This window comes from Thermanaeromonas sp. C210, assembly GCF_013167955.1.
In the GTDB taxonomy this organism is placed as follows: Bacteria; Bacillota; DSM-521; order Neomoorellales; family Neomoorellaceae; genus UBA12545.
This window is the reverse complement of record NZ_BLWF01000004.1, coordinates 292,587-314,006: the sequence shown is the minus strand read 5'-3', so window position 1 is coordinate 314,006 and position 21,420 is coordinate 292,587. Positions and strand designations below refer to the sequence as shown.

18 protein-coding genes are annotated in these 21,420 nt (G+C 58.0%); 17 read left to right on the top strand and 1 reads right to left on the bottom strand.

Annotated features, from left to right (window positions below):
• Positions 1–123: 123 nt before the first annotated feature.
• From pyrR to pyrF, 6 genes are all read left to right on the top strand, one after another.
• A complete protein-coding gene (gene pyrR / locus TAMC210_RS11875) occupies positions 124–687 on the top strand; it encodes a bifunctional pyr operon transcriptional regulator/uracil phosphoribosyltransferase PyrR (RefSeq protein WP_277997719.1) in 564 nt (187 codons plus the stop codon).
• 121 nt (positions 688–808) lie between these two features.
• A complete protein-coding gene (locus TAMC210_RS11870; RefSeq protein ID WP_173299008.1) occupies positions 809–1,732 on the top strand; it encodes an aspartate carbamoyltransferase catalytic subunit in 924 nt (307 codons plus the stop codon).
• On the top strand, positions 1,732–3,024 hold the full coding sequence (locus TAMC210_RS11865; RefSeq protein ID WP_173299007.1) for a dihydroorotase: 1,293 nt from the start codon (positions 1,732–1,734) through the stop codon (positions 3,022–3,024). The genes TAMC210_RS11870 and TAMC210_RS11865 overlap by 1 nt, the downstream gene beginning before the upstream one ends.
• A 58-nt stretch (positions 3,025–3,082) precedes the next feature.
• Positions 3,083–4,165, top strand: coding sequence for a glutamine-hydrolyzing carbamoyl-phosphate synthase small subunit (gene carA, locus TAMC210_RS11860; RefSeq protein WP_173299006.1), 1,083 nt, complete (start codon positions 3,083–3,085; stop codon positions 4,163–4,165).
• The gene (carB, locus tag TAMC210_RS11855; RefSeq protein WP_173299005.1) at positions 4,166–7,378 is read left to right on the top strand and encodes a carbamoyl-phosphate synthase large subunit; all 3,213 of its coding nucleotides are present in this window, start codon (positions 4,166–4,168) and stop codon (positions 7,376–7,378) included.
• A 24-nt stretch (positions 7,379–7,402) separates the two neighbouring features.
• On the top strand, positions 7,403–8,122 hold the full coding sequence (gene pyrF / locus TAMC210_RS11850) for an orotidine-5'-phosphate decarboxylase (protein ID WP_173299004.1): 720 nt from the start codon (positions 7,403–7,405) through the stop codon (positions 8,120–8,122).
• Here the strand turns inward: pyrF and TAMC210_RS11845 are convergent.
• Positions 8,035–9,855: an Rqc2 family fibronectin-binding protein gene (locus TAMC210_RS11845; RefSeq protein ID WP_173299003.1), complete on the bottom strand. Its 1,821-nt coding sequence runs from the start codon at positions 9,853–9,855 to the stop codon at positions 8,035–8,037. The genes pyrF and TAMC210_RS11845 overlap by 88 nt on opposite strands.
• Before the next feature lie 211 nt (positions 9,856–10,066).
• Between TAMC210_RS11845 and TAMC210_RS11840 the strand changes: the two genes are divergently transcribed.
• From TAMC210_RS11840 to TAMC210_RS11790, 11 genes are all read left to right on the top strand, one after another.
• A complete protein-coding gene (locus tag TAMC210_RS11840) occupies positions 10,067–12,817 on the top strand; it encodes a calcium-translocating P-type ATPase, SERCA-type (protein ID WP_173299002.1) in 2,751 nt (916 codons plus the stop codon).
• A gap of 92 nt (positions 12,818–12,909) precedes the next feature.
• Positions 12,910–13,749 (top strand): diaminopimelate epimerase, encoded by an 840-nt coding sequence (gene dapF / locus TAMC210_RS11835; RefSeq protein WP_173299234.1) that lies wholly within the window; start codon positions 12,910–12,912, stop codon positions 13,747–13,749.
• Between the two features lie 17 nt (positions 13,750–13,766).
• Positions 13,767–14,942: an LL-diaminopimelate aminotransferase gene (locus tag TAMC210_RS11830; RefSeq protein WP_173299001.1), complete on the top strand. Its 1,176-nt coding sequence runs from the start codon at positions 13,767–13,769 to the stop codon at positions 14,940–14,942.
• Positions 14,943–14,954: 12 nt separating this feature from the next.
• The gene (locus TAMC210_RS11825; protein WP_173299000.1) at positions 14,955–15,836 is read left to right on the top strand and encodes a YicC/YloC family endoribonuclease; all 882 of its coding nucleotides are present in this window, start codon (positions 14,955–14,957) and stop codon (positions 15,834–15,836) included.
• 18 nt (positions 15,837–15,854) lie between these two features.
• On the top strand, positions 15,855–16,127 hold the full coding sequence (gene remA, locus TAMC210_RS11820) for an extracellular matrix/biofilm regulator RemA (RefSeq protein WP_173298999.1): 273 nt from the start codon (positions 15,855–15,857) through the stop codon (positions 16,125–16,127).
• Positions 16,128–16,766: a guanylate kinase gene (gmk, locus tag TAMC210_RS11815; protein WP_173298998.1), complete on the top strand. Its 639-nt coding sequence runs from the start codon at positions 16,128–16,130 to the stop codon at positions 16,764–16,766. It abuts the gene before it with no gap.
• Positions 16,744–16,947 carry a DNA-directed RNA polymerase subunit omega gene (gene rpoZ / locus TAMC210_RS11810; protein WP_173298997.1) on the top strand — a complete coding sequence of 68 codons (204 nt, stop codon included), beginning with the start codon at positions 16,744–16,746 and terminating at the stop codon, positions 16,945–16,947. The genes gmk and rpoZ overlap by 23 nt, the downstream gene beginning before the upstream one ends.
• Positions 16,926–18,152 carry a bifunctional phosphopantothenoylcysteine decarboxylase/phosphopantothenate--cysteine ligase CoaBC gene (coaBC, locus tag TAMC210_RS11805; protein WP_173298996.1) on the top strand — a complete coding sequence of 409 codons (1,227 nt, stop codon included), beginning with the start codon at positions 16,926–16,928 and terminating at the stop codon, positions 18,150–18,152. The genes rpoZ and coaBC overlap by 22 nt, the downstream gene beginning before the upstream one ends.
• A 28-nt stretch (positions 18,153–18,180) precedes the next feature.
• On the top strand, positions 18,181–19,368 hold the full coding sequence (gene metK / locus TAMC210_RS11800) for a methionine adenosyltransferase (RefSeq protein ID WP_173298995.1): 1,188 nt from the start codon (positions 18,181–18,183) through the stop codon (positions 19,366–19,368).
• A gap of 182 nt (positions 19,369–19,550) precedes the next feature.
• Entirely contained in the window at positions 19,551–20,213 is a 663-nt protein-coding gene (locus tag TAMC210_RS11795; RefSeq protein WP_173298994.1) for a LysE family transporter, read from the top strand.
• A 67-nt stretch (positions 20,214–20,280) separates the two neighbouring features.
• Positions 20,281–20,556: a hypothetical protein gene (locus tag TAMC210_RS11790; protein ID WP_173298993.1), complete on the top strand. Its 276-nt coding sequence runs from the start codon at positions 20,281–20,283 to the stop codon at positions 20,554–20,556.
• Positions 20,557–21,420: the final 864 nt, after the last annotated feature.

Sequence of the window (21,420 nt, the reverse complement as noted above, 5' to 3'; positions counted from 1 at the left end):
AATAATCCTTTTAAGTTAGTCCGGTGAGGCTAGCAAGGGATACTAATAGGCCTGATGAGGGCATGCTAAACCTGCGCCGGATGAGCGTGGGTTTTTTTATGCCGGTAGAAAGGGTGAGAATTGTTGACACTGAAGGTAAAGGCTCAGATCATGGATGAGGAAAAAATACGCCGCTCCCTGGTGCGCATTGCCCACGAAATTCTGGAGCGGAATAAGGGCACTCAAAACCTGGTGCTCATAGGTATCCGGCGCCGGGGGGTCCCGCTGGCGGAAAGGCTCCAGGCCCTTATCAAAGAGATCGAAGGGGTGACGGTACCCTTGGGGGTCCTGGACATAACCCTTTACCGCGACGACCTCACCACTTTAAGTGCCTACCCCATAGTCCACCGCACCGAGATACCCTTCAACGTTACCGACAAGAAAGTAATCCTAGTAGACGATGTGCTATTCACCGGCAGGACGGTGCGGGCCGCCCTGGATGCTCTGATAGACCTGGGCCGGCCGCAAAACATCCAGCTGGCCGTGCTGATCGACAGGGGTCACCGGGAGCTGCCCATTAGAGCCGATTACGTAGGCAAAAACGTTCCGACTTCCCGCAAAGAAGAAATAGCCGTTCAACTGAAGGAAATAGACGGTGTAGATCAAGTTCTGATACGAGCGTTACCGGAAAAAAACGCCGGTCCTTGAAATTAGTCCTGTGAGGCTAATAAGGACGGCAAGGCCTTCACCCTCCTTATTAGCCTGGCATGGGCAATAAGGAGTTTTTTATTATATATGGGCTTAATGGGGAAATGGGGGATGAAAAGCGATGCTGAAGAGCAAACATCTTTTAGGCCTTAAAGACCTGACGGCCGAGGAGATCGAGCTGATCCTCGATACAGCGGCCCCTATGAAGGAGATTATCCAGCGGGATATTAAAAAGGTCCCGACCCTGCGAGGCAAACTGGTGGTGACCCTTTTCTACGAACCCAGTACCCGTACTCGCACCTCCTTTGAACTGGCGGCCAAATACATGGGTGCCGATACGGCGAGTATCGCCACGGCCACCAGCAGTGTTACCAAGGGCGAATCCCTAAGGGATACGGCCGAAACCCTGGCCGCCATGGGAACCGATGCGGTGATAATCCGCCACAGCGCGGCGGGGAGCCCGCTGCTCTTGACGCGATACATCCAGGCCTCGGTCATCAACGGCGGGGACGGCATGCATGAGCACCCCACCCAGGCCCTTCTGGACCTCTTCACCATCAAAGAAAAACGGGGAACCATTAAGGGCCTTAAGGTGGCCATCCTGGGGGACATCCTCCACAGCCGGGTGGCGCGTTCCAACATCTGGGGGTTGACCAAGCTGGGGGCGGAAGTCAGGGTGGCGGGGCCGCCTACCCTCATACCGCCGGGCATCGAAAAGCTAGGAGTAAAGGTTTTTTATCGCGTGGAAGATGCCCTGCAGGGGGTCGACGTAATTAATGTTCTGCGCATCCAGAGGGAAAGGCAGAAGAGGGGCCTCTTTCCCTCCCTGAGGGAGTATGCCCTACTGTACGAGCTTACTCCCGAGCGCCTCCGGCTTGCCAAGCCGGACGCCTTGGTCCTTCACCCCGGTCCCATGAACCGAGGGGTGGAGATTGCTCCGGCTGTAGCCGACAGCCTGCAGTCAGCTGTGCGGGAGCAAGTTACTAACGGTGTGGCCATCCGCATGGCCCTGTTATACCTGCTTATCGGAGGTGGCAGCCAGTAATGAAAATCTTGCTCCGCGGTGGCCGGGTTATCGATCCGGCCCAAAATCTGGAAGATACTTGCGACCTGTTGGTGGTGGACGGCCGGGTGGCGGCCTTGGAAAAGACCATAGAGCCCGATGGAGAAACCAAGGTTCTAGACGTTAAGGATTGCATCGTAGCGCCGGGCTTCATCGATATGCACGTACACCTGAGGGAACCCGGGTATGAGCAAAAGGAAACTATAGCCACCGGCACCCGCGCGGCGGCGGCCGGTGGGTTTACGGCGGTGGCCTGCATGCCCAATACCCAGCCGGTAGCTGACAGCGGCGCCGTCATAGCCTATATCAAAGAACGTGCACGGACGTCAGGAGTGGTACGGGTGTACCCCATCGGCGCCCTGTCCAAAGGCTCCCGGGGCGAAGAACTGGCCGAAATCAGGGACCTGGTAGAAGCCGGGGCGGTAGCCATCTCGGATGACGGCCGTCCGGTTATGAATGCGGAAGTCATGCGCAGGGCCCTGGAATACTCCCGCCTTTTTGATATCCCGGTGATTTCCCACTGCGAGGATTTGCACCTGGTGGCCGATGGTGTGATGCACGAAGGACTAATGTCCACCGTGCTGGGACTGCGCGGTATCCCGGCCGCAGCCGAGGAAGTGATGGTGGCCCGGGATTTGATCCTGGCCGGGCTTACGGGGGGAAGGTTGCACCTGGCCCATTTGAGCAGCGCGGCCTCGGTGCAGATGGTCAGGCAGGCCAAGGACCGGGGCCTTAAGGTTACGGCCGAAGTAACGCCCCATCACCTCTGCCTGACGGACGAGGCGGTAGCGGGATATGATACCAGCACCAAGGTCAATCCGCCCCTCCGGGATGAAGAGCACAGGGCGGCTCTGGCGGAGGGGTTGGCGGGGGGCGTCATCGATGCCCTGGCCACGGACCACGCGCCCCATGCCGAGGAGGAAAAGGACGTGGAGTACGACCTGGCTCCCTTCGGTTTGGTGGGGCTGGAAACGGCCGTTCCCCTGGTGGTGACCAAACTGGTCAAGACCGGGCGGCTTTCTTGGCGGCGCCTGGTGGAGGCCTTTAGCCTCAATCCCGCCCGAATCCTCAAGGTTCCCGGGGGAACCCTGGCGGTGGGCAGTGTAGCCGACATAACCGTGATCAATCCCGAACTCGAACGGGAAGTCGATGTAAACCGTTTTTACTCCCTGGGGAAGAACTCCCCCTTTCATGGGTGGAAACTCCAGGGCTGGCCAGTGGCCACGGTGGTGGGCGGACGCCTGGTTATGGAACAGGGGAAAGTCCTGCTTTAGGTTCCGGCTGCAGGGTAGCGCGACCTTCAATCATAGGCCCAAGGGGTGAGAAGCCAAAATGGAAGGGTATCTGGTTCTGGAAGACGGGACGATATTCAGGGGGGAGGCTATAGGTTACAGCTCCTCGTGCCACGGAGAAGTGGTTTTTGCCACCGGTATGACCGGCTACCAGGAAGTACTGACTGACCCGTCATATTGCGGACAAATAGTGGTCCTGACCTATCCTCTAATCGGCAATTACGGCCTGAACCCCGAGGACGAAGAAGCAGACAGGCCTAACGCTCTAGGACTAGTGGTCCACGAGGCCTGCCCGGAGCCGAGCCACTGGCGGGCCGCGGAGGACCTGGCCTCCTACCTGCAACGCCACCGCCTCCCGGCCATCCAGGGGGTGGATACCAGGGCCCTTACCCGCCACCTGCGTAACCGGGGTACCATGCGCGGTATCCTGGCCTGTGGGGGAGCGGACCTGGAAGAGTTAAAGCTTCTCGCCCCTCAAGTTCCTCCCTTACACGGCGATCAACTGGTACCCGCAGTAACCAATACCGAAACTTATGTCCTGACGGGGGGTTCCCCCCGTATCGCGGTTTACAACCTGGGGGTAAAAAGGAGTATCTTGCGGTGGTTCCAGCGGCGGGGCTGCACGGTAATAGTAATGCCGGCCCGCAGTACGGCGGCGGATATTTTGGCCATGAGGCCCCACGGAGTGGTGATCTCCAACGGCCCGGGAAACCCTAAAGATGTGCCCTACGGTGTCCAAACGGTACGGGATTTGCTGGGTCGAGTGCCCCTGCTGGGGATTTGCCTGGGCCACCAATTGATCGCCCTCGCCCTGGGTGGAGATACCTACAAGCTTTCCTTCGGACACCGGGGGGTCAACCATCCCGTGAAAGAGTTGACCAGCGGACGCGTGTACATCACAGCTCAAAACCACGGGTACGCCATCCGGGCCGATTCCCTGCCCCCGGAAGTCTATATTTCCCATATTAATCTTAACGACGGCACCGTGGAGGGCCTCGGCCACCGCTACCTGCCCGTTTTTTCCGTCCAGTATCACCCCGAGGCTGCCCCCGGACCTTCGGACAGCGCCCATATACTGCAAAGGTTTTTAGACCTGGTCACCGGCGGGCGGGAGGTGGTTTAGATGCCTTTACGGAAAGACCTGCGGAAAATCTTGGTCATCGGCTCAGGGCCCATCGTCATCGGCCAGGCAGCGGAGTTTGATTATGCCGGGACCCAGGCCTGCCGCGCCCTCAAGGAAGAAGGTATGGAAGTAGTCCTGGTGAATTCCAACCCGGCCACCATTATGACCGACGCTCAAATGGCCGACCGGGTGTACCTCGAACCCCTAAATCTAGATTTCGTAGCCCAAATTATTCGGCGGGAGCGCCCGGACGGCCTTCTGCCCACCCTGGGGGGCCAGGTGGGTTTGAATTTAGCCCTGCAACTGGCCGAGGCGGGCGTCCTGGAGGAAGCAGGTACTCGCCTCCTGGGTACCCCGCTGGAGGCCATCCGGCGGGCCGAAGATCGGCAGCAGTTTAAGGCACTCATGGAGGCCATCGGCGAGCCTGTTCCCGCCAGCCGCATTGTTACCCGCTGGGAAGAGGCTTTGGAATTTGCCGCTCAAAACGGTTATCCCCTCATTGTAAGGCCGGCCTATACCCTGGGCGGGACCGGTGGCGGCGTGGCCCGCGATGAGGAAGAATTAAAAGCGATTGTCACCAAGGGTTTGCACCTGAGCCTCATCCACCAGGTGCTGGTGGAACAGTCGGTGGCCGGGTGGAAAGAGATAGAGTACGAGGTCATGCGGGACGGAGCCGACAACTGTATTACCGTCTGCAATATGGAAAACATCGACCCGGTGGGCATCCATACCGGGGACAGCATGGTGGTGGCTCCCTCCCAGACCTTATCCGATAAGGAATATCACATGCTGCGTGCGGCGGCTTTAAAAATCATTCGGGCCCTGGGAATAGAGGGCGGCTGCAACACCCAATTTGCCCTGGATCCCCAAAGCCGTCAATATTACGTTATCGAAGTTAATCCCCGGGTCAGCCGTTCTAGTGCCCTGGCTTCCAAGGCTACCGGTTATCCCATTGCCCGCGTGGCGGCCAAGGTGGCCCTGGGTTACACCTTAGACGAGATACCTAACGCCGTTACCCGGCAGACCACCGCCTGCTTCGAGCCGGCCCTGGACTACTGCGTGATCAAGCTTCCCCGGTTCCCCTTCGATAAATTTGCTGGCGCCGACAGGACCTTGGGCAGCCAGATGAAGGCCACCGGGGAAGTAATGGCCATTGACCGTTCCTTTGAAGGAGCCCTCCTCAAGGCCATCCGGTCCCTGGATCTCAAAGTCGACGGCCTGTGGCTGGAGAATTGGGCCCGCTTCAACGACGAGTGCCTGAGGCAAAAGATTGCCGAGGCTGACGACGAACGGCTCTGGGCCATAGCGGAGGGCTTGCGCCGCGGCTGGAGTATCGAAGAGCTAAACTCCCTAACAGGCATAGATCCCTTTTTCCTGGCCAAAATCAGGAACATCGTTCAACTGGAAGTTAGATTGAGGGAGGCGGGACCCGCCTTGACGGCGGAGCTTCTGCGCCGGGCCAAGGAAAGGGGCTTGAGCGATGCCCGGGTGGCCCGCCTGGCGGGCCTGGAGGAGGCCGAAGTGCGGCGCCGGAGGGAGCAGAACAATTTACAACCGGCCTACAAGACGGTGGATACCTGTGCCGCTGAATTTGAAGCCGATACGCCTTATTTTTATTCCACCTATGGCGGCGGGGAAGACGAAGGAGAAGCCGCGCCAGGACCCAAGGTGGCGGTACTGGGTTCCGGGCCCATCCGGATAGGCCAGGGTATCGAGTTCGACTACAGCTGCGTACATGCAGCCTGGGCCCTGCGCCGGGCCGGCGTCACCTCTATCATGATAAATAATAATCCTGAAACCGTGAGCACCGACTTCGATACCTCCGACCGCCTTTACTTCGAGCCCCTCACTCCGGAAGAGGTTGTCAATGTATTGCGCAAGGAGCAACCCCAGGGAGTGGTGGTGCAGTTCGGCGGCCAGACGGCCCTTAACCTGGCGCGCGCCGTAGAGGCCGCGGGCTTCAAAATCCTGGGGACGTCGGTGGAGGATATCGATCGGGCCGAAGACCGGCAGAAGTTCGATGCTCTTCTAGAAGAATTACAAATCCCGCGACCCCCGGGAGGCACGGCCGTCTCACTGGAGCAGGTGACCAGGCTGGCCAAAGAGCTGGGCTTTCCCTTGCTGGTGCGGCCTTCTTATGTGCTGGGCGGCCGGGCCATGGAGATCGTCCACCATGAAGGGGAGCTCCTAGAATATGCTACCACGGCTATAAGGGTAGCGCCGGAGCATCCGGTGCTGGTGGATAAGTACCTGCCGGGCCTCGAATTAGAGGTGGATGCCGTGAGCGACGGGGAAGAAGTGCTGATCCCCGGTATTATGGAACACGTGGAGCGGGCGGGGGTCCATTCCGGCGACAGTATTGCCATCTACCCGGCCCGCTCTTTAACCCCGGAATGGGAAGAAAAAGTGACAGCCTATACCCTGAAATTGGCCCGGGCTCTGCGGATAAAAGGATTGCTCAACATCCAGTTCGTCCTCCACCGGGGAGAGTTGTACGTTTTGGAAGTGAACCCCCGTTCGAGCCGGACGGTGCCTTATCTCAGCAAGGTTACGGGGGTGCCCATGGTGGCCCTGGCCGTCAACATTATGCTGGGCCGCACCTTAAAGGAACAGGGTTATCGGGGAGGGCTGTGGCCTACAGGCGGTTATACGGCCGTTAAAGTGCCGGTCTTCTCCTTCGGTAAGCTGTGGCAGGTGGACACCTTTTTGGGGCCGGAAATGAAATCCACGGGGGAAGTGTTGGGCATCGATCCGTGTTTTGAGATCGCCCTCTATAAAGGGCTGGTGGCCGCGGGGTATGCCGTTCCGGAAAGGGGTACGTTACTGGCTACTATTGCGGACAAGGATAAGGCCGAGGCGGTCCCCTTGCTCAGGGAATTTGCGCAGCTGGGATTTAAGATCGTGGCCACAGCGGGCACGGCGGGCGCCCTGGCTGCCGCCGGCCTCTTTGTAGAGCGGGTGGGTAAGATCAGGGAGGGCTCGCCCAATATCCTGGACTACATTCGCAGCAACCGGGTTCACCTCATCATTAACACCCTTACCCGGGGGAGGATGCCGGAGCGGGACGGGTTCAAAATCCGGCGGGCGGCGGCGGAGATGGGGCTTCCCTGCCTCACCTCCCTGGACACGGCCCGCGCCCTCCTGCAGGCCCTGCGCCGCGGCCGCGCAGTGTCAGTAAAGCCCTTGCAGGAGTATGTCCGGTCGCGCGAATAAACAGAAAACGGGAGGTACGGACCTTTGTCAAACCGGGATAAACTGATTGTCGCTTTAGACGTAGCCGACTTGGGGGCGGCAGAGAAACTGGTGGCCAAGCTCGCCCCTTATGTAGGCATGTTTAAGGTGGGTTTGGAACTTTATACGGCGGCGGGCCCGGCGGCCGTCCACATGATCAAGGAACGGGGCGGGCGGGTTTTTGCCGACTTAAAGCTCCACGACATACCCAACACCGTTGCCCGGGCCGCGCGGGCCCTGGTGCGCCATGGGGTGGATATGCTGAACGTCCACGCTGCAGGCGGCAGCCAAATGCTGCGGGCAGCGGTAGAGGCCGTGAAGGACGAGGCGGACGGGCAGGGGAGACGGGCTCCCCTCCTCATTGCCGTGACGGTGCTTACCAGCCTGGACGAAGCCGGCCTCCGGGAGGAGGTGGGGGTTCGCCGGGGCCTGGTGGAGCAGGTAGTGTTCTGGGCCCGCCTGGCCCGGGAATGCGGCCTGGACGGGGTGGTGGCTTCGGCCCTCGAGCTGGAAGCCATTCGCAGGGCCTGCGGGCCGGATTGGGTCATCGTTACCCCGGGAATCCGGCCCCAGGGCAGCCGGAGTGACGACCAGAGCCGGGTGCTGACGCCGGGAGAGGCCGTACGCCGGGGCGCCTCCTACCTGGTGGTGGGACGTCCGGTAATTTCGGCCCCCGACCCGGTGGAGGCCGCTGTCAGCATACTGGGGGAAATGGGCGCCACATAGACAGTGTGGTGATGGTCGTAGATCACCATACCTGGCCTGGCACCCGGCGGTTTGCGAACATACTTGGCTAGGGTGTAGTCTACTGCCACTCGCTTGGCTTGGCGGGCCCGGCTGAAGTAAGCAGCGAGGCCCGCTGCTTCCTCCAGGGTGCGGTCGGGGACCGGCCGTCCCCTGGTGCGGATGAGGACATGGGATCCCGGGACATCCTTGGCGTGGAGCCAGATATCCTCCCCCTTAGCGAGCTTTAAACTTAAATAATCGTTCTGCCGGTTATTCTTACCCACGAGGATGGTAAAACCGTCGCCGGAAAGGAGCTGCAGGGGACGGGAAAGACCCGCGCGCTCCTTTTCTTTGGTTTTCCCAGAGGGTTTTTTGTCTTTTTCCTCGGGCGGCAGATAGCCCGCCCGGACCAGTTCCTGGCCGATCTCCTCCAGGTCTTCCAGGGTTTCAGCCATCTCCAGCGCCTGGGCCACCGAATTAAGATAGGCCATCTCCTCCCGCGTTTGTTCAAGCTGGAGGGCGGCCTGGAGGGCCGCGTTCTTAACCTTATGATAGCGGCTAAAATAGCGTTCGGCATTCTCTGCAGGGGTAAGGGAGGGGTCAAGCTCGATAGTTAACTCCGGGACTCCCGGGTCGTAAAAATTTTCGGCTGTGAAGGAATCCATCCCCTTCTTGAGGCGGTACATATTGGCAGCAATGAGTTCTCCGTAAAGCCGCCATTGTTCGGCTCCGGCAGCAGCCGCTACGGTTTCGGCCTGGAGGGCCTCTTTTTTTAAGCAGCGCCTTAGCTCTCGCTCGATAAGGCCGGACAAAGAACGCCTGCGACCGATGAAGAGATTTTCCCTTCTTTTCTCCTCGTAAAAAACTTCGCAGGCCTGGGAAGGGGACGGAAAAAATTCGCGGGCCAAGTCCCCGAACTGTAGAAGATTAAAGGCGGCAAAGGCCACCGCGGTTCTATCCCGGTTTCTGACGACCGTCGGCTGCCAGTTCGAGGGCTGCACGGACACCAGCACCTCCTGGAGGGCCTGCCAGAGGCGGGCTATTTCGTGCTCGCCGCAGACCTCGGCGGTTGTGTCCGGCGACAAACCAGCCCGGTGAAGGATTTCCACCGCAGTCTGGAGGCCTATGCCGTCGAGGGATTTTACTAGAAGGGATTTTAAGGACTTTTCCCAAGAGCCCTGGAAGATTATTCGGCTAAATTCTTCCGGATCCAGGCTCCGGGGGTCCCTCTTGCCCTGGGGCGGGGGAGGCACGTAGGGCCGGCCCGGGAGTACTTCCCGGTAGCGGCTCACGGCATGGGTGTACCGACGCAGGGCGTCGATGATGGTGCCGCCCGGTTCCAGGAGGATGATGTTGGAATGCTTGCCCATGATCTCCACCACCAGGATGCGTTGTACGCTGCGGCCCACCTCATCAGTCGAGGAGAAGTGCAGTTCTATTACCCTCTCCAGCCCAACCTGTTGTATGGCGGTAAGGAGACCACCCTGCACGTGCTTGCGCAGGACCATGCAAAACAGGGGAGGTTGGGGGGGATTGGGCGGGTTGGCGTCGGTAAAATGGAGGCGGCAATACTCCGCATGGGCAGACATTAGGAGTCTTTTAGTCTCCCGCCCCCGGCGCAGGTGAAGGATAATAGTATCTTTATCCGGCTGATATACCCGGTCCACACGACTACCCACCCAGGGGGAGAGTTCTGCCGTAACCGAGCTCAAGAAAAGGCCGTCCACAGCCACGGTAATTGCTCCTTTCGTTACTCCCGGAGAATCGCGGTTGCCGTCGGGAGCGGGTTGCCGGCTGAGGCCCGTTCCCGACCCTCGGCGAACCAGCGCCCTCTTTTACCGAGTATAGCACGAAGCCCTTCCTTTCACCTAGTTCTTTTCCCTGAAGGACAGGCATAAAGATTAACGTGGACCAGCCTTAGCAGTTAAAGGGGCGAGAGGACATATGCACGTCAAGAGCAGCCGGTGGTACCAGATGGAGCCTTCCCAGGCCCTTCAGGCTTTGCGGAGCAACGGGGAATACGGTTTGACGGGCGAAGAGGCCCGGCGACGCCTGAAGGAAACGGGTTTCAACCAGCTTCGCGGGAAATCCGGTGTTTCTCCATGGCAGCTTTTCCTCCGGCAATTCAGCGATTTCATGGTGTGGGTTCTTCTGGGGGCCACGGTGATCTCCCTTTTCTTAGGTGAAGTGGCGGACGCCGTTACCATTATTGCCATTGTCCTCCTTAACGCCTTTCTGGGTATAATCCAGGAATACCGAGCAGAACGATCCCTGGAAGCCTTGCGGGAAATGGCCGCTCCCTTTGCCCGCGTTATCCGCGATGCTCAGGTCCAGCGAATCCCGGCCCGGGACCTGGTGCCGGGAGATATCATCCTGGTGGAAGGCGGGGACCGGGTGCCGGCCGATGCCCTGTTGCTGTCGTCCAGCAATTTGGAGGTAGAAGAAGCCCCTCTAACGGGGGAATCCCAGCCGGTGGCTAAGGAGCCTGGCCCTTTGCCTGGGGAAGTATCCCTGGCAGACCGCCGCAATATGCTGTACATGGGTACGGTGGTCACCCGGGGCCGGGCTAAGGCCCTGGTGGTAGCCACCGGGATGGCCACCGAAATTGGAAACATTGCCGGCATGATCCAGGAGGTTAAGGAGGAAGAAACTCCCCTGCAAAAAAGGCTGGCTCAGGTGGGGAGCTGGCTGGTGCTGGCCTGTCTGGTCATCTGCGGACTGATGGTGGTTATCGGGCTGGGCAGGGGTGAAGACCCCTACCGCATGTTCCTGGTGGGGGTTAGCCTGGCGGTGGCGGCCATTCCGGAAGGCTTACCTGCCGTGGTGACGGTGTGCCTGGCCATGGGGGTCCAGAGGATGGCCCGCCGCCGGGCCATTGTACGGAAGTTGCCGGCCGTAGAAACCTTGGGCTGTGCCACCGTCATCTGCACCGATAAAACAGGTACTTTGACGACCAACCAAATGACGGTCCGCCAGATATGCGTTAATGACACGGTGTATGAGGTAACGGGTACGGGGTATACTCCCCACGGAGATATCTTACTAGACGGGCACAAAGCACCGGTAGACGGCCCCCTGGAACTCTTATTAAAAGCTGCTGCCCTGTGCAACAACGCCCTTCTGGAGAGGAATGGTTTGACCGTCGGAGGATGGTTTAGGGGGGGCCGCAAAAGGAATAGGGACTGGAAGATAAGCGGCGATCCGACGGAGGGGGCCCTACTGGTAATGGCTGCTAAGGGGGGGATCTGGCGGGAACAACTGGAGAAGAACGGTCGCAGGCTGATAGAGATCCCCTTTGATTCCGAACGCAAGCGTATGAGCGTGGTGTATGAGAGCCGCGGCAGGCGCAGGGTTTACGTCAAAGGCGCTCCCGATGTGCTGTTAAACCGGTGCAGTTCCCTCCTCCTGGAAGGAGGGCCCGTACCCTTAACCTCCCCGTGGCGCCGCAAGATTCAGGCCCAAAACGAGGTTATGGCCCGGAGGGCTCTGCGGGTCCTGGCCCTGGCCTACCGGGACCTTCCGCCTTCCCTTCCTCTGACACCCGAGGCCGTGGAGGAGAATTTAACCTTTATCGGCCTGGCCGGCATGAGCGATCCCCCACGGACCGAGGCCCGGGAGGCCATAGAGGTCTGCCGGCGGGCTGGCATCGAAGTAGTGATGATTACCGGCGATCACCGTTTAACGGCCCAGGCCATAGCCCGGGAGCTGGGCCTCCCGGCCGAAGAGAACAATGTAATGACGGGGACGGAGCTCGAGGCGTTAACCGACAAGGAATTGGCCGTCCGGGCCGGAGAAGTCGCGGTTTATGCCCGGACGTCGCCCTTGCAAAAACTGCGCATTGTCCGGGCCTTAAAGAAGATCGGCCATGTGGTAGCCATGACGGGGGACGGGGTGAATGACGCGCCGGCCATCAAGGAAGCCGATATAGGCATTGCCATGGGCCGGAGTGGTACCGATGTGGCCAAAGAAGCCGCATCGATGATTCTCGCCGACGATAATTTCGCGACCATTGTGGCGGCCGTAGAAGAGGGCCGGGGCATCTACAGCAACATTCGCAAGTTTATCCGCTATCTTCTCTCCTGCAACGTGGGCGAAGTATTAACCATGTTTGTAACGGCGGTAACCGGCCTGCCCCTGCCGCTCCTTCCCATCCAGATTTTATGGATAAACTTGGTCACCGACGGACTGCCCGCCCTGGCCCTGGGCATGGATCCCGGGGAGCCGGATTTAATGGCCCGGCCTCCCTATAGGTCGGGTGAGGGTATTTTTGCCCGGGGTCTGGGCTGGCGGATAATCTCCCTTGGCCTCCAGATCGGCCTGGTTACCGTATTGGTGTTCCTGGCCGGGCTGGCTTTAGGCGACGGCGATCTGGCCACGGCCCGCACCCTGGCCTTCACCACCCTGGTCTTTGCCCAGCTCTTTGCCGTCTACGAATGTCGCTCCGAAGACGCGTCGCCCTTTGCTGTGGGCTATTTCAGCAACAAACATCTGGTACTGGCCACCGCCTGCTCGGCCGTCATGCAGGTTTTGGTGATCTACTGGCCTCCCCTACAGAGGGTTTTCCACACGGCACCGCTTAACCTTTTTCACTGGGCTCTGGTGTTGCTGGCTGCGGGCTGGAGGACCTATCTCCAAGGAATAGAACATTATTTCCTCCGGCCGTTACGGCGGGTGGTGTGGTTGTATTTCCGGTGAAAATCCTGCCCCCTCGTCGAAAATCCATGGTAAAATAGCCTGAGGGGTGTTAAAATAGAAAAACGAGGCCAGGAAAGGTGTGGTGGGTTTCCTTGCATTTTACCAAGATGCACGGTCTGGGTAATGATTTTGTGCTGGTGAACTGCTTCCAGGAGAGGTTACCCGGGGATCCCGGGGAGGTGGCCCGCCGTGTCTGCCACCGGCGTTTTGGGGTGGGTGCCGATGGCCTTATTTTTCTCTTGCCCTCCCAGGTGGCCGAACTCAAGATGCGCATCTTCAACCCTGACGGCAGCGAAGCCGAAATGTGCGGCAACGGCATACGCTGCCTGGCGCGTTTTGCCTACGAAGAAGGTCTGGTGCCGGGGCCGGGCATCCGGGTGGAAACCCTGGCGGGAATCATAGTGCCCCAATTGATTCTAGAAGGAGGCCGGGTCTTGGGGGTACGGGTGGATATGGGGGAACCCCGCCTGGACCGCCGAGACATTCCTATGTCGGGGGAAGGAGAAAAGGCCATCGACATACCCCTAGAAGTGGAGGGGGAAATTGTTAAGGCCACCTGCGTTTCCATGGGCAATCCCCACTGCGTGCTTTTTGTCCCCGATGTTGACACCGCTCCGGTGAGCACCTGGGGCCCCTTCCTCGAAAACCACCCCTTGTTTCCCCAGCGAACCAACGTAGAATTTATAGAAATATTGAACCCGGCAGAAGTTAAGATGAGGGTCTGGGAGCGGGGTGCAGGGGAAACCATGGCTTGCGGTACCGGCGCCTGTGCCGCCGTGGTGGCGGCGGCCTTAACCGGGCGGACCGGCCGTCACGTGACGGTACACCTGGCAGCCGGCGACTTAGCCATTGAATGGGCGCCCGATAACCGGGTGTTCATGACCGGCCCGGCCGTCCGGGTTTTCGACGGTGTCTACCGGCAGGAAAGTTAGAGGAGGTTGGTTCTATCATGGAACAAGCCCAGCGCATTCAAAAGTTGCCCCCTTACCTGTTTGCCCGCATTGAGAAAAAAATCGAAGAGGCCCGGGAAAGGGGAGTGGACATTATAAGTTTAGGGATCGGGGACCCCGATATGCCCACCCCTTCCCACGTTATAGCCAAGTTAAAGGAAGAAGCCCAAAATCCTGAAAATCACCGCTATCCTACCTCTGTGGGCCTGCTGTCCTTTCGACAGGCCATAGCCGGCTGGTACCGGGAGCGGTACGGAGTTGAACTGGATCCGCGGTCGGAAGTGGTCACCCTGATCGGTTCCAAAGAAGGCATTGCCCATATTTCCTTTTGCTATGTTGATCCGGGAGATGTAAATTTGGTGCCCGATCCCGGCTATCCCGTTTACGGCATCGGTACCCTCCTGGCCGGGGGAGAACCCTACCTCATGCCCCTAAAGGAGGAGAGGGGTTACCTGCCGGATCTCGCGGCCATTCCCTCCGAGGTAGCCCGGCGCGCCAAGCTTATGTTCCTCAACTATCCCAACAATCCCACCGGGGCAGTGGTCCGGGACAAGTTCTTCCACGAAGTGGTGGAGTTCGCCAAGAGTTATGACATCATCGTTTGCCATGATGCGGCCTACAGCGAAATAACCTATGACGGTTATCGGGCCCCGTCTTTCCTGGCTACCCCGGGTGCCAAGGATGTAGGTATTGAATTTAACTCCCTTTCTAAGCCCTACAACATGACGGGATGGCGCCTGGGATGGGCCTGTGGACGTGCCGATGTGATAGAAGCCCTGGGCCGCCTCAAATCTAATATTGACTCCGGTGTGTTCCAGGCCGTCCAGTACGCCGGGATTGAGGCCTTAACCGGACCGCAGGACGGTCTGCGCGAAGTCTGCCGCGTTTACCAGGAACGCCGGGACCTGGTGGTGGACGGGCTGAACTCCATGGGCTGGCGTTTGTCCAAGCCCTTAGGCACTTTTTACGTGTGGGCTCCGGTACCGGCAGGCTACACCTCAGAGAGCTTTGCCGAAACCGTCTTGGAAAAGGCGGGAGTAATTGTGACTCCGGGGAACGGCTACGGGAGGCACGGGGAAGGATACTTCCGCATCGCCTTGACCATCGATAAGGAGCGTATTAAGGAGGCCTTCGTCAGGCTGCGCAGGGCCCTGGGGCAGGTCAGGTTCGATTGAGGGGTGAAGTTCTTGATCGCCAGTATGACCGGATACGGACGGGGTCAAGCCACCGGAGCCGGTACAGTGGTAGTAGTGGAAGCCAAGTCGGTGAACAGCCGATTTCTGGACATAAACATCCGCCTGCCCCGGGCCTATTTGGCCCTGGAGGATCCCATCCGGACGGAAATCAAAAAGCGGTTTGCCAGGGGGCATATTGACGTATTCGTAAGCATTAGCGAAGAAAATCCCGAAAAACAGCCCATATCCGTTGACAAGGGTCGGGCAATGGCTTATTATAGTGCTTTGAAGGAACTGGCACAGATTTTGGGTGTACCGGAGGATATTACCGCCGCCCAGCTGTTGACCCTGCCTGATGTCCTTATAATGGGCGGACCTGCCTGCCAGGAAGATACTTTATGGCCCGTGCTTTACCATGCTTTGGATACAGCCCTTGGTGGCCTGGTAGCGGCCCGCCTAGCGGAAGGAGCCCGGCTGCAGGAGGACCTGAAGCAGCGGGCCCGCACGGTGGAGCAGTATATTGAAGCCATAGGCCGGCGGGCGCCCCAGGTGCCCGTAGAATATGCGGTCCGGCTTCGGGAGAAAATCGCCCAGCTGGTGCAGGGCACAGATGTGTTAGATCCCGACCGCCTAGAGATGGAGGTCGCCCTGCTGGCCGAGCGCTGCGATATCCACGAAGAGCTGGTCAGGCTCAGAAGCCACCTGGAGGAATGGGGGGTGTTACTTGAGGGCCGAGGGGCAGTAGGGCGGAGGTTAGATTTTCTCCTGCAGGAAATGCTCCGGGAAATCAACACCATTGGCGCCAAAGCCAATGATCTGGAAATCAGCCGGATGGTGATAGCCGTCAAGGGTGAGCTGGAGAAAATGAAGGAACAGGTGCAGAACGTAGAATAAGATCCTGGAGGAGGCTATATGGACAAACTCATTAACATTGGGTTTGGCAACATTGTTTCGGCGAGGCGTATCGTCGCCATAGTCAGCCCGGAATCGGCCCCCATAAAACGTATTATCCAGGAGGCCCGGGACCGGGGAATGTTGATCGATGCTACTTACGGCCGCCGCACCCGCGCGGTCATCATTACCGACAGCGATCATATTATCCTTTCCGCCGTTCAGCCCGAAACAGTGGCCCACCGCCTGGCTTCCCGAGAATCCCCGGGCTCCGCGGAGGAGTCCGAAGACTAAATGCGGGGACTTCTACTGGTGCTTTCGGGGCCGTCGGGCGCGGGGAAGGGGACTGTTTGTCGGGTCCTGCGCCAGAGGTTGCCCCACCTGGGCTACTCCGTTTCGGCCACTACGCGGCCGCCCAGGCCGGGAGAGAAGGATGGGGAAAACTATTTCTTCCTCAAGCGCGAAGAGTTCCTGGCCCTTCTTGAGGAGGGGGCCTTCTTAGAATGGGCGGAGGTTTACGGCAACCTTTATGGGACCCCGCGCCGTCCGGTGGAAGAAGCCCTGGCCGGGGGGCAAGATATTATTTTAGAGATCGATACCCAGGGGGCAGCCCAGGTTAAAAAACACTATCCCGACGGCGTCTTCATTTTCGTCATTCCTCCCACCTTCAAGGAGCTGGAGGAACGGATAAGGAGGCGGGGAACGGAAACCCCGGAGGTTATCGCTACCCGGCTGGGATGGGTAGAAAATGAACTACAACAAATGGACCTCTATGACTACGTGGTGGTCAACGATGTTGTGGAGAGTGCCGTAGCCAAGATTGAAGCTATTATCACCGCGGAAAAGTGCCGCACGGCACGCTTCAAGGCATACTGGCAACAGCCTTTCTGGCATAAGGAGGCGCGATCAGGTGAACCGCCCGTCCATCGATGAACTGCTGCGGCAAATAAATAGCAAATATGCCCTGGCTGTCCTGGCCGCCAAGCGGGCACGGATGCTTACCCAGGAAAAGCTGGAGAATCTTTACCCCAAGGGCACTAAAGCGGTAACCGTAGCCCTGCAAGAAATCGCTGAAGGCAAGTTGAAGATGGAATGGGGCCGGAAAAAATCGTGAATGTCCTCCAGGGAAAAAAGATCATCCTGGGTGTCTGCGGGGGGATAGCGGCTTACAAGGCTGCCGATTTGTGCAGGCTGCTGGTAAAAGAGGGAGCCCGGGTACATGTTATCATGACGCGTTCAGGCCGAGAATTTATCACTCCCCTTACCTTGAGCACCTTGTCTGGCAACCCCGTCCTTACAGACACCTTTGATTCTGAGGATAGGAACCCCCTGGTCCATATCGAAGTGGCGGAGGGGGCGGATTTGCTGTTAATAGCCCCGGCGACGGCCAATATCATTGGCAAGCTAGCCGCCGGCATAGCCGACGATTTACTCACCACTACTGCCCTGGCGGTCACCTGTCCCGCTTTGGTCGCTCCGGCCATGAATGTAAATATGTATGCCAAGGCCGTGGTACAGGAAAACCTGGCTCTCCTCCAAAAGAGGGGATGGGGGATAATCGAGCCGGAGGAGGGAATCTTGGCCTGCGGCGCCGAAGGTAAAGGTCGGCTGGCTTCCCTGTCCGCGATCATGGCGTCCGTACGCAGGACCCTCAGCGTCCAGGATTTTGCCGGTCGCAGGATACTGGTTACGGCCGGGGGCACGAGGGAACCCCTGGATCCGGTACGATTCTTGAGTAACCGGAGCTCTGGCAAAATGGGCTATGCCTTGGCCCGGGCGGCCTGGGAGCGGGGAGCGCGGGTCATTCTGGTCAGTGCGGCCCCAGGCCTGGAACCCCCGTGGGGAGTCGAAATCTATCAGGTGGAAACGGCAGCCGAAATGGCCGAGCGGGTGCTGGAGCTATTTCCCTACGTGGACGTGGTCATCAAAGCGGCTGCGGTAGCAGATTTCCGCCCGGCCCAGCCGGTGCCGGAAAAGATAAAAAAGGGCGGTCGAGAATTCCTCACCGTTACCCTGGAGCCCACGGTGGACATACTGGCCGAACTGGGCAAGAGGAAGGAGAAGCAGATCCTGGTAGGTTTCGCGGCGGAAACCGACCGAGCCCTGGAACACGGGGCTCAAAAGATGAAGGCCAAGAATGTGGACTTGATGGTGGTCAACGATGTTACCCGGGAGGGAGCGGGTTTCGGCACCGACACCAACCAGGTTACTTTACTCTATCCCGACGGTCGCCGGGAGGAGTTGCCCTTGCTGCCTAAATTGGAAGTAGCCCACCAAATTCTGGACGCCATAAAGGCTTTGCCGGCATTGGCCGAGTAAACGGGATTTTAAAGGGAGGAGTGACAACTTGGGACGCAGACTTTTTACTTCGGAGTCCGTCACCGAGGGCCATCCTGATAAAATGGCGGACCGCATTGCCGATACGGTTCTGGATGCCATTCTAGAGAAAGACCCTTGGGCTCGCGTGGCTTGCGAAGTGCTGGTAAGCACGGGTTTAGTTTTGGTGGCCGGACAGATTACTACTGATTGTTATGTAGATATTCCCCGGGTGGTGCGGGAAACGGTACGGGATATAGGCTACACCCGCGCGAAATTCGGCTTCGACGGTGACACCTGTGCGGTGGTTACTTCCATTGACGAGCAGTCGCCCGACATTGCCATGGGAGTTGACCAGGCGTGGGAAAAGCGGACGGGCCTGGAGGATGACGAAGCGGCAACCCTGGGGGCTGGAGACCAGGGGATGATGTTCGGGTACGCTACTAAAGAAACTCCCGAGTTGATGCCCCTTCCCATTTCCCTGGCCCACAAGTTGACCCGCAGGCTGGCCGAGGTGCGCAAGGAGCGCATCCTACCCTACTTGCGGCCGGACGGGAAATCACAGGTTACGGTGGAGTACGAAGGGGACAAGCCCGTAAGGGTGGACACTGTGGTAATCTCTGCCCAACACCGTCCGGATATAGATTTAGAAGACTTGAGGGAAGGAATACTGCATGAAGTAATCTATAAGGTCATTCCCGAAGAAATGCTGGATAAGAAGACTAGGTACTTTATCAACCCCACAGGGCGTTTTGTGATAGGAGGGCCCCAGGGCGATACCGGCCTTACCGGGCGAAAAATCATTGTGGATACTTACGGTGGTATGGCCCGGCACGGCGGCGGAGCCCTCTCGGGAAAGGACGCTACTAAGGTGGACCGGTCCGGAGCCTATGCCGCCCGTTATGTGGCCAAGAACATCGTTGCCGCCGGGTTGGCCGACCGCTGTGAGGTTCAAGTTGCCTATGCTATAGGGGTAGCCCGCCCCGTCTCCATAAGCATAGACACCTTCGGAACTGGCATCCTGCCCGACGACCGGTTGGTGGAGATAATCAAGGAGCACTTCGACTTAAGGCCAGGGGCCATTATTCGCGATTTGGGTTTACGTCGGCCTATTTACCGGCCCGTTTCGGTGTACGGGCATTTCGGGCGGGAAGATTTGGACCTTCCATGGGAGCGCCTGGACAAGGTGGAAGCCTTGCGCGCCGCGGCGGGAGTTTAGGGTGGCGGCGCGAAAATACGCCGGGCCCCGGGTTACCCGGCGGGGCAAAGTAATTGGTATTAGCAATAAGTAGGACGGGAGGCGGCGGAAGGGAGCGGCCACGAAGGCCTTGGGAAGGTAACGAAGGCAGGTTTTCGTGGCCGTTGTAGTTTTCCGGAGGCCGCGGGGGAGGAGACTCAGCAGTGCAATTAATAACCATTTTTTTGACGGCCTTTACGGTAGGACTTTCCGGGGCCATGATGCCCGGCCCCCTTTTAACGGTGACCATTGGGGAAGCGGCTCGGCGTGGATTTCTAGCGGGGCCGCTCCTGGTTCTGGGTCACGGTATCCTGGAGGGCGTACTGGTGGTCGCACTGGCTATGGGCCTGGGATCCTTCTTTGCCATGGATACTGTGGCCAGAGTCATCGCCATGATTGGCGGGGTCTTCTTGATTTACATGGGTTGGGGAATATTTCGTGATGCGTGGTATCACCGAGTGACCCTAAACGTAGATCCTGCCCAGGCAGATAATCCAGAGGAAACCAGTTCCTCACCTCGCAAGTACATGAACCTGGTCCTGGCCGGCGTCCTAGTCAGTCTTTCCAACCCCTACTGGACGTTATGGTGGGCGACTGTGGGTTTGGGTTACATAGTGTTGTCCTTAAAACAGGGAGTACCCGGCCTGGTAAGCTTCTTTAGCGGGCATATCTTATCCGACCTGGCCTGGTACAGCCTGGTAGCGGTAGCCGTAGCCAAAGGCCGGCACTGGGTGACGCCTGTGATTTACCGGGGAATACTGTTAGTTTGCGGCCTGTTTCTGATTTTCCTGGGCGGCTCCTTTACGTTTTGGGGCGTGTGGGGGTAACATACCTAAATTTTCCGGGAAGGAATATTCTTTCTGGGGTCCGCAGAAATTGCAAGGATGTCGTCCCTTGTGCTATATTTATTTAGAGGTGGTCGTCATGATTATGGACCCCGCAACCCTTAGACAGTTAGCCGCCAGCATCATCTATCGAGCGGTCCTCGACTTAATATACAAGGATGAAAGTTCGCCGTATTGGCATAGCGCTAAGACCTTCTTTGATTCAGCATGGTTTGAAGATTTAGCGGAATACCTGGGCTACGATACCGCTGCCGTGAAAAAGGCCGTGGAAAAGATCTGTGCCAATCCCCAGCACTACAAGGCCCTGTTGCGCTCTCTCAACTAAGACTTTGTCCCTCCCTTTAAGCCTTTTGTTTTTGTTTCTCTCCTTTTGACTTCTTGTTAGTGTTCTGCCTCCCACCTTATGTAACCCCCTTCTTTACTACCTAGCCTTATGAAGCATGAAGTTAAGACGTCGGGGATTACCAAAATTAAGACTCGTTCTTCTTTATGGCCGTCACAGGACAATATATATAATATATGGGTTTACTCCTAGTAGTAGTACCATAAGGTATACCAGGGCTCCGGCATGGGGCGTAAGTCTTGGCCGCCATGAGGTGGCCTTATTCTTGCTGGAGGTGCCTCGTAATGTCAGTCCAGGTCTCGGGTACCATTAGTGGCTTTCAGGCTTCAGAAAAATGTTCTGTTGATCACACAAAAAACAGCCCCCTCGAACAGGGGGCTAAAAGAATAGGAATTTTGAACAGATTTTAGTCATCCCCAAAGAAGAGCAGGATGAGGATTAGGAACAGTATAAACGCAAATTTGCCTTTTCCACCAAATATACCGTCCATAAAGACCATCCTTTCTCATTTTTTAATACATCGTATGAGGCCGGCGGAGAAGTGTGAGTGTTAACATCTAAATTTGGATCTCGTTGAGGACGGTGCAGCGGAGGTGGTACCTACGGACACTGCTTATCCTAAATAAGAGAAGCCCCTGGGCCTGCGGGTTAACTGCAGGTCCGGGGGGCTTCTTATGTTTAGTAATAGGTTTTTACTAAATTGCAGGAGGTTACGGCGGAGCTATAGACTTAGCAGTGTTCATGCTTTAATAATTCGACGAATCAGCCCAAATTCCTCTAGAATAAACCATAAGGTGAAAATATTTCTTCCTGATGCTTTATATTACAAGATGGTGCGTGCTTTTA

Excerpts from the sequence above, each read along its gene's own strand:
- carB (WP_173299005.1), top strand. The coding sequence starts at position 4,166 with ATGCCTTTACGGAAAGACCTGCGGAAAATCTTGGTCATCGGCTCAGGG.
- TAMC210_RS11865 (WP_173299007.1), top strand. The coding sequence starts at position 1,732 with ATGAAAATCTTGCTCCGCGGTGGCCGGGTTATCGATCCGGCCCAAAAT.
- carA (WP_173299006.1), top strand. The coding sequence starts at position 3,083 with ATGGAAGGGTATCTGGTTCTGGAAGACGGGACGATATTCAGGGGGGAG.
- gmk (WP_173298998.1), top strand. The coding sequence starts at position 16,128 with ATGCGGGGACTTCTACTGGTGCTTTCGGGGCCGTCGGGCGCGGGGAAG.
- TAMC210_RS11830 (WP_173299001.1), top strand. The coding sequence starts at position 13,767 with ATGGAACAAGCCCAGCGCATTCAAAAGTTGCCCCCTTACCTGTTTGCC.
- remA (WP_173298999.1), top strand. The coding sequence starts at position 15,855 with ATGGACAAACTCATTAACATTGGGTTTGGCAACATTGTTTCGGCGAGG.
- TAMC210_RS11870 (WP_173299008.1), top strand. The coding sequence starts at position 809 with ATGCTGAAGAGCAAACATCTTTTAGGCCTTAAAGACCTGACGGCCGAG.
- coaBC (WP_173298996.1), top strand. The coding sequence starts at position 16,926 with ATGGGGCCGGAAAAAATCGTGAATGTCCTCCAGGGAAAAAAGATCATC.
- TAMC210_RS11840 (WP_173299002.1), top strand. The coding sequence starts at position 10,067 with ATGCACGTCAAGAGCAGCCGGTGGTACCAGATGGAGCCTTCCCAGGCC.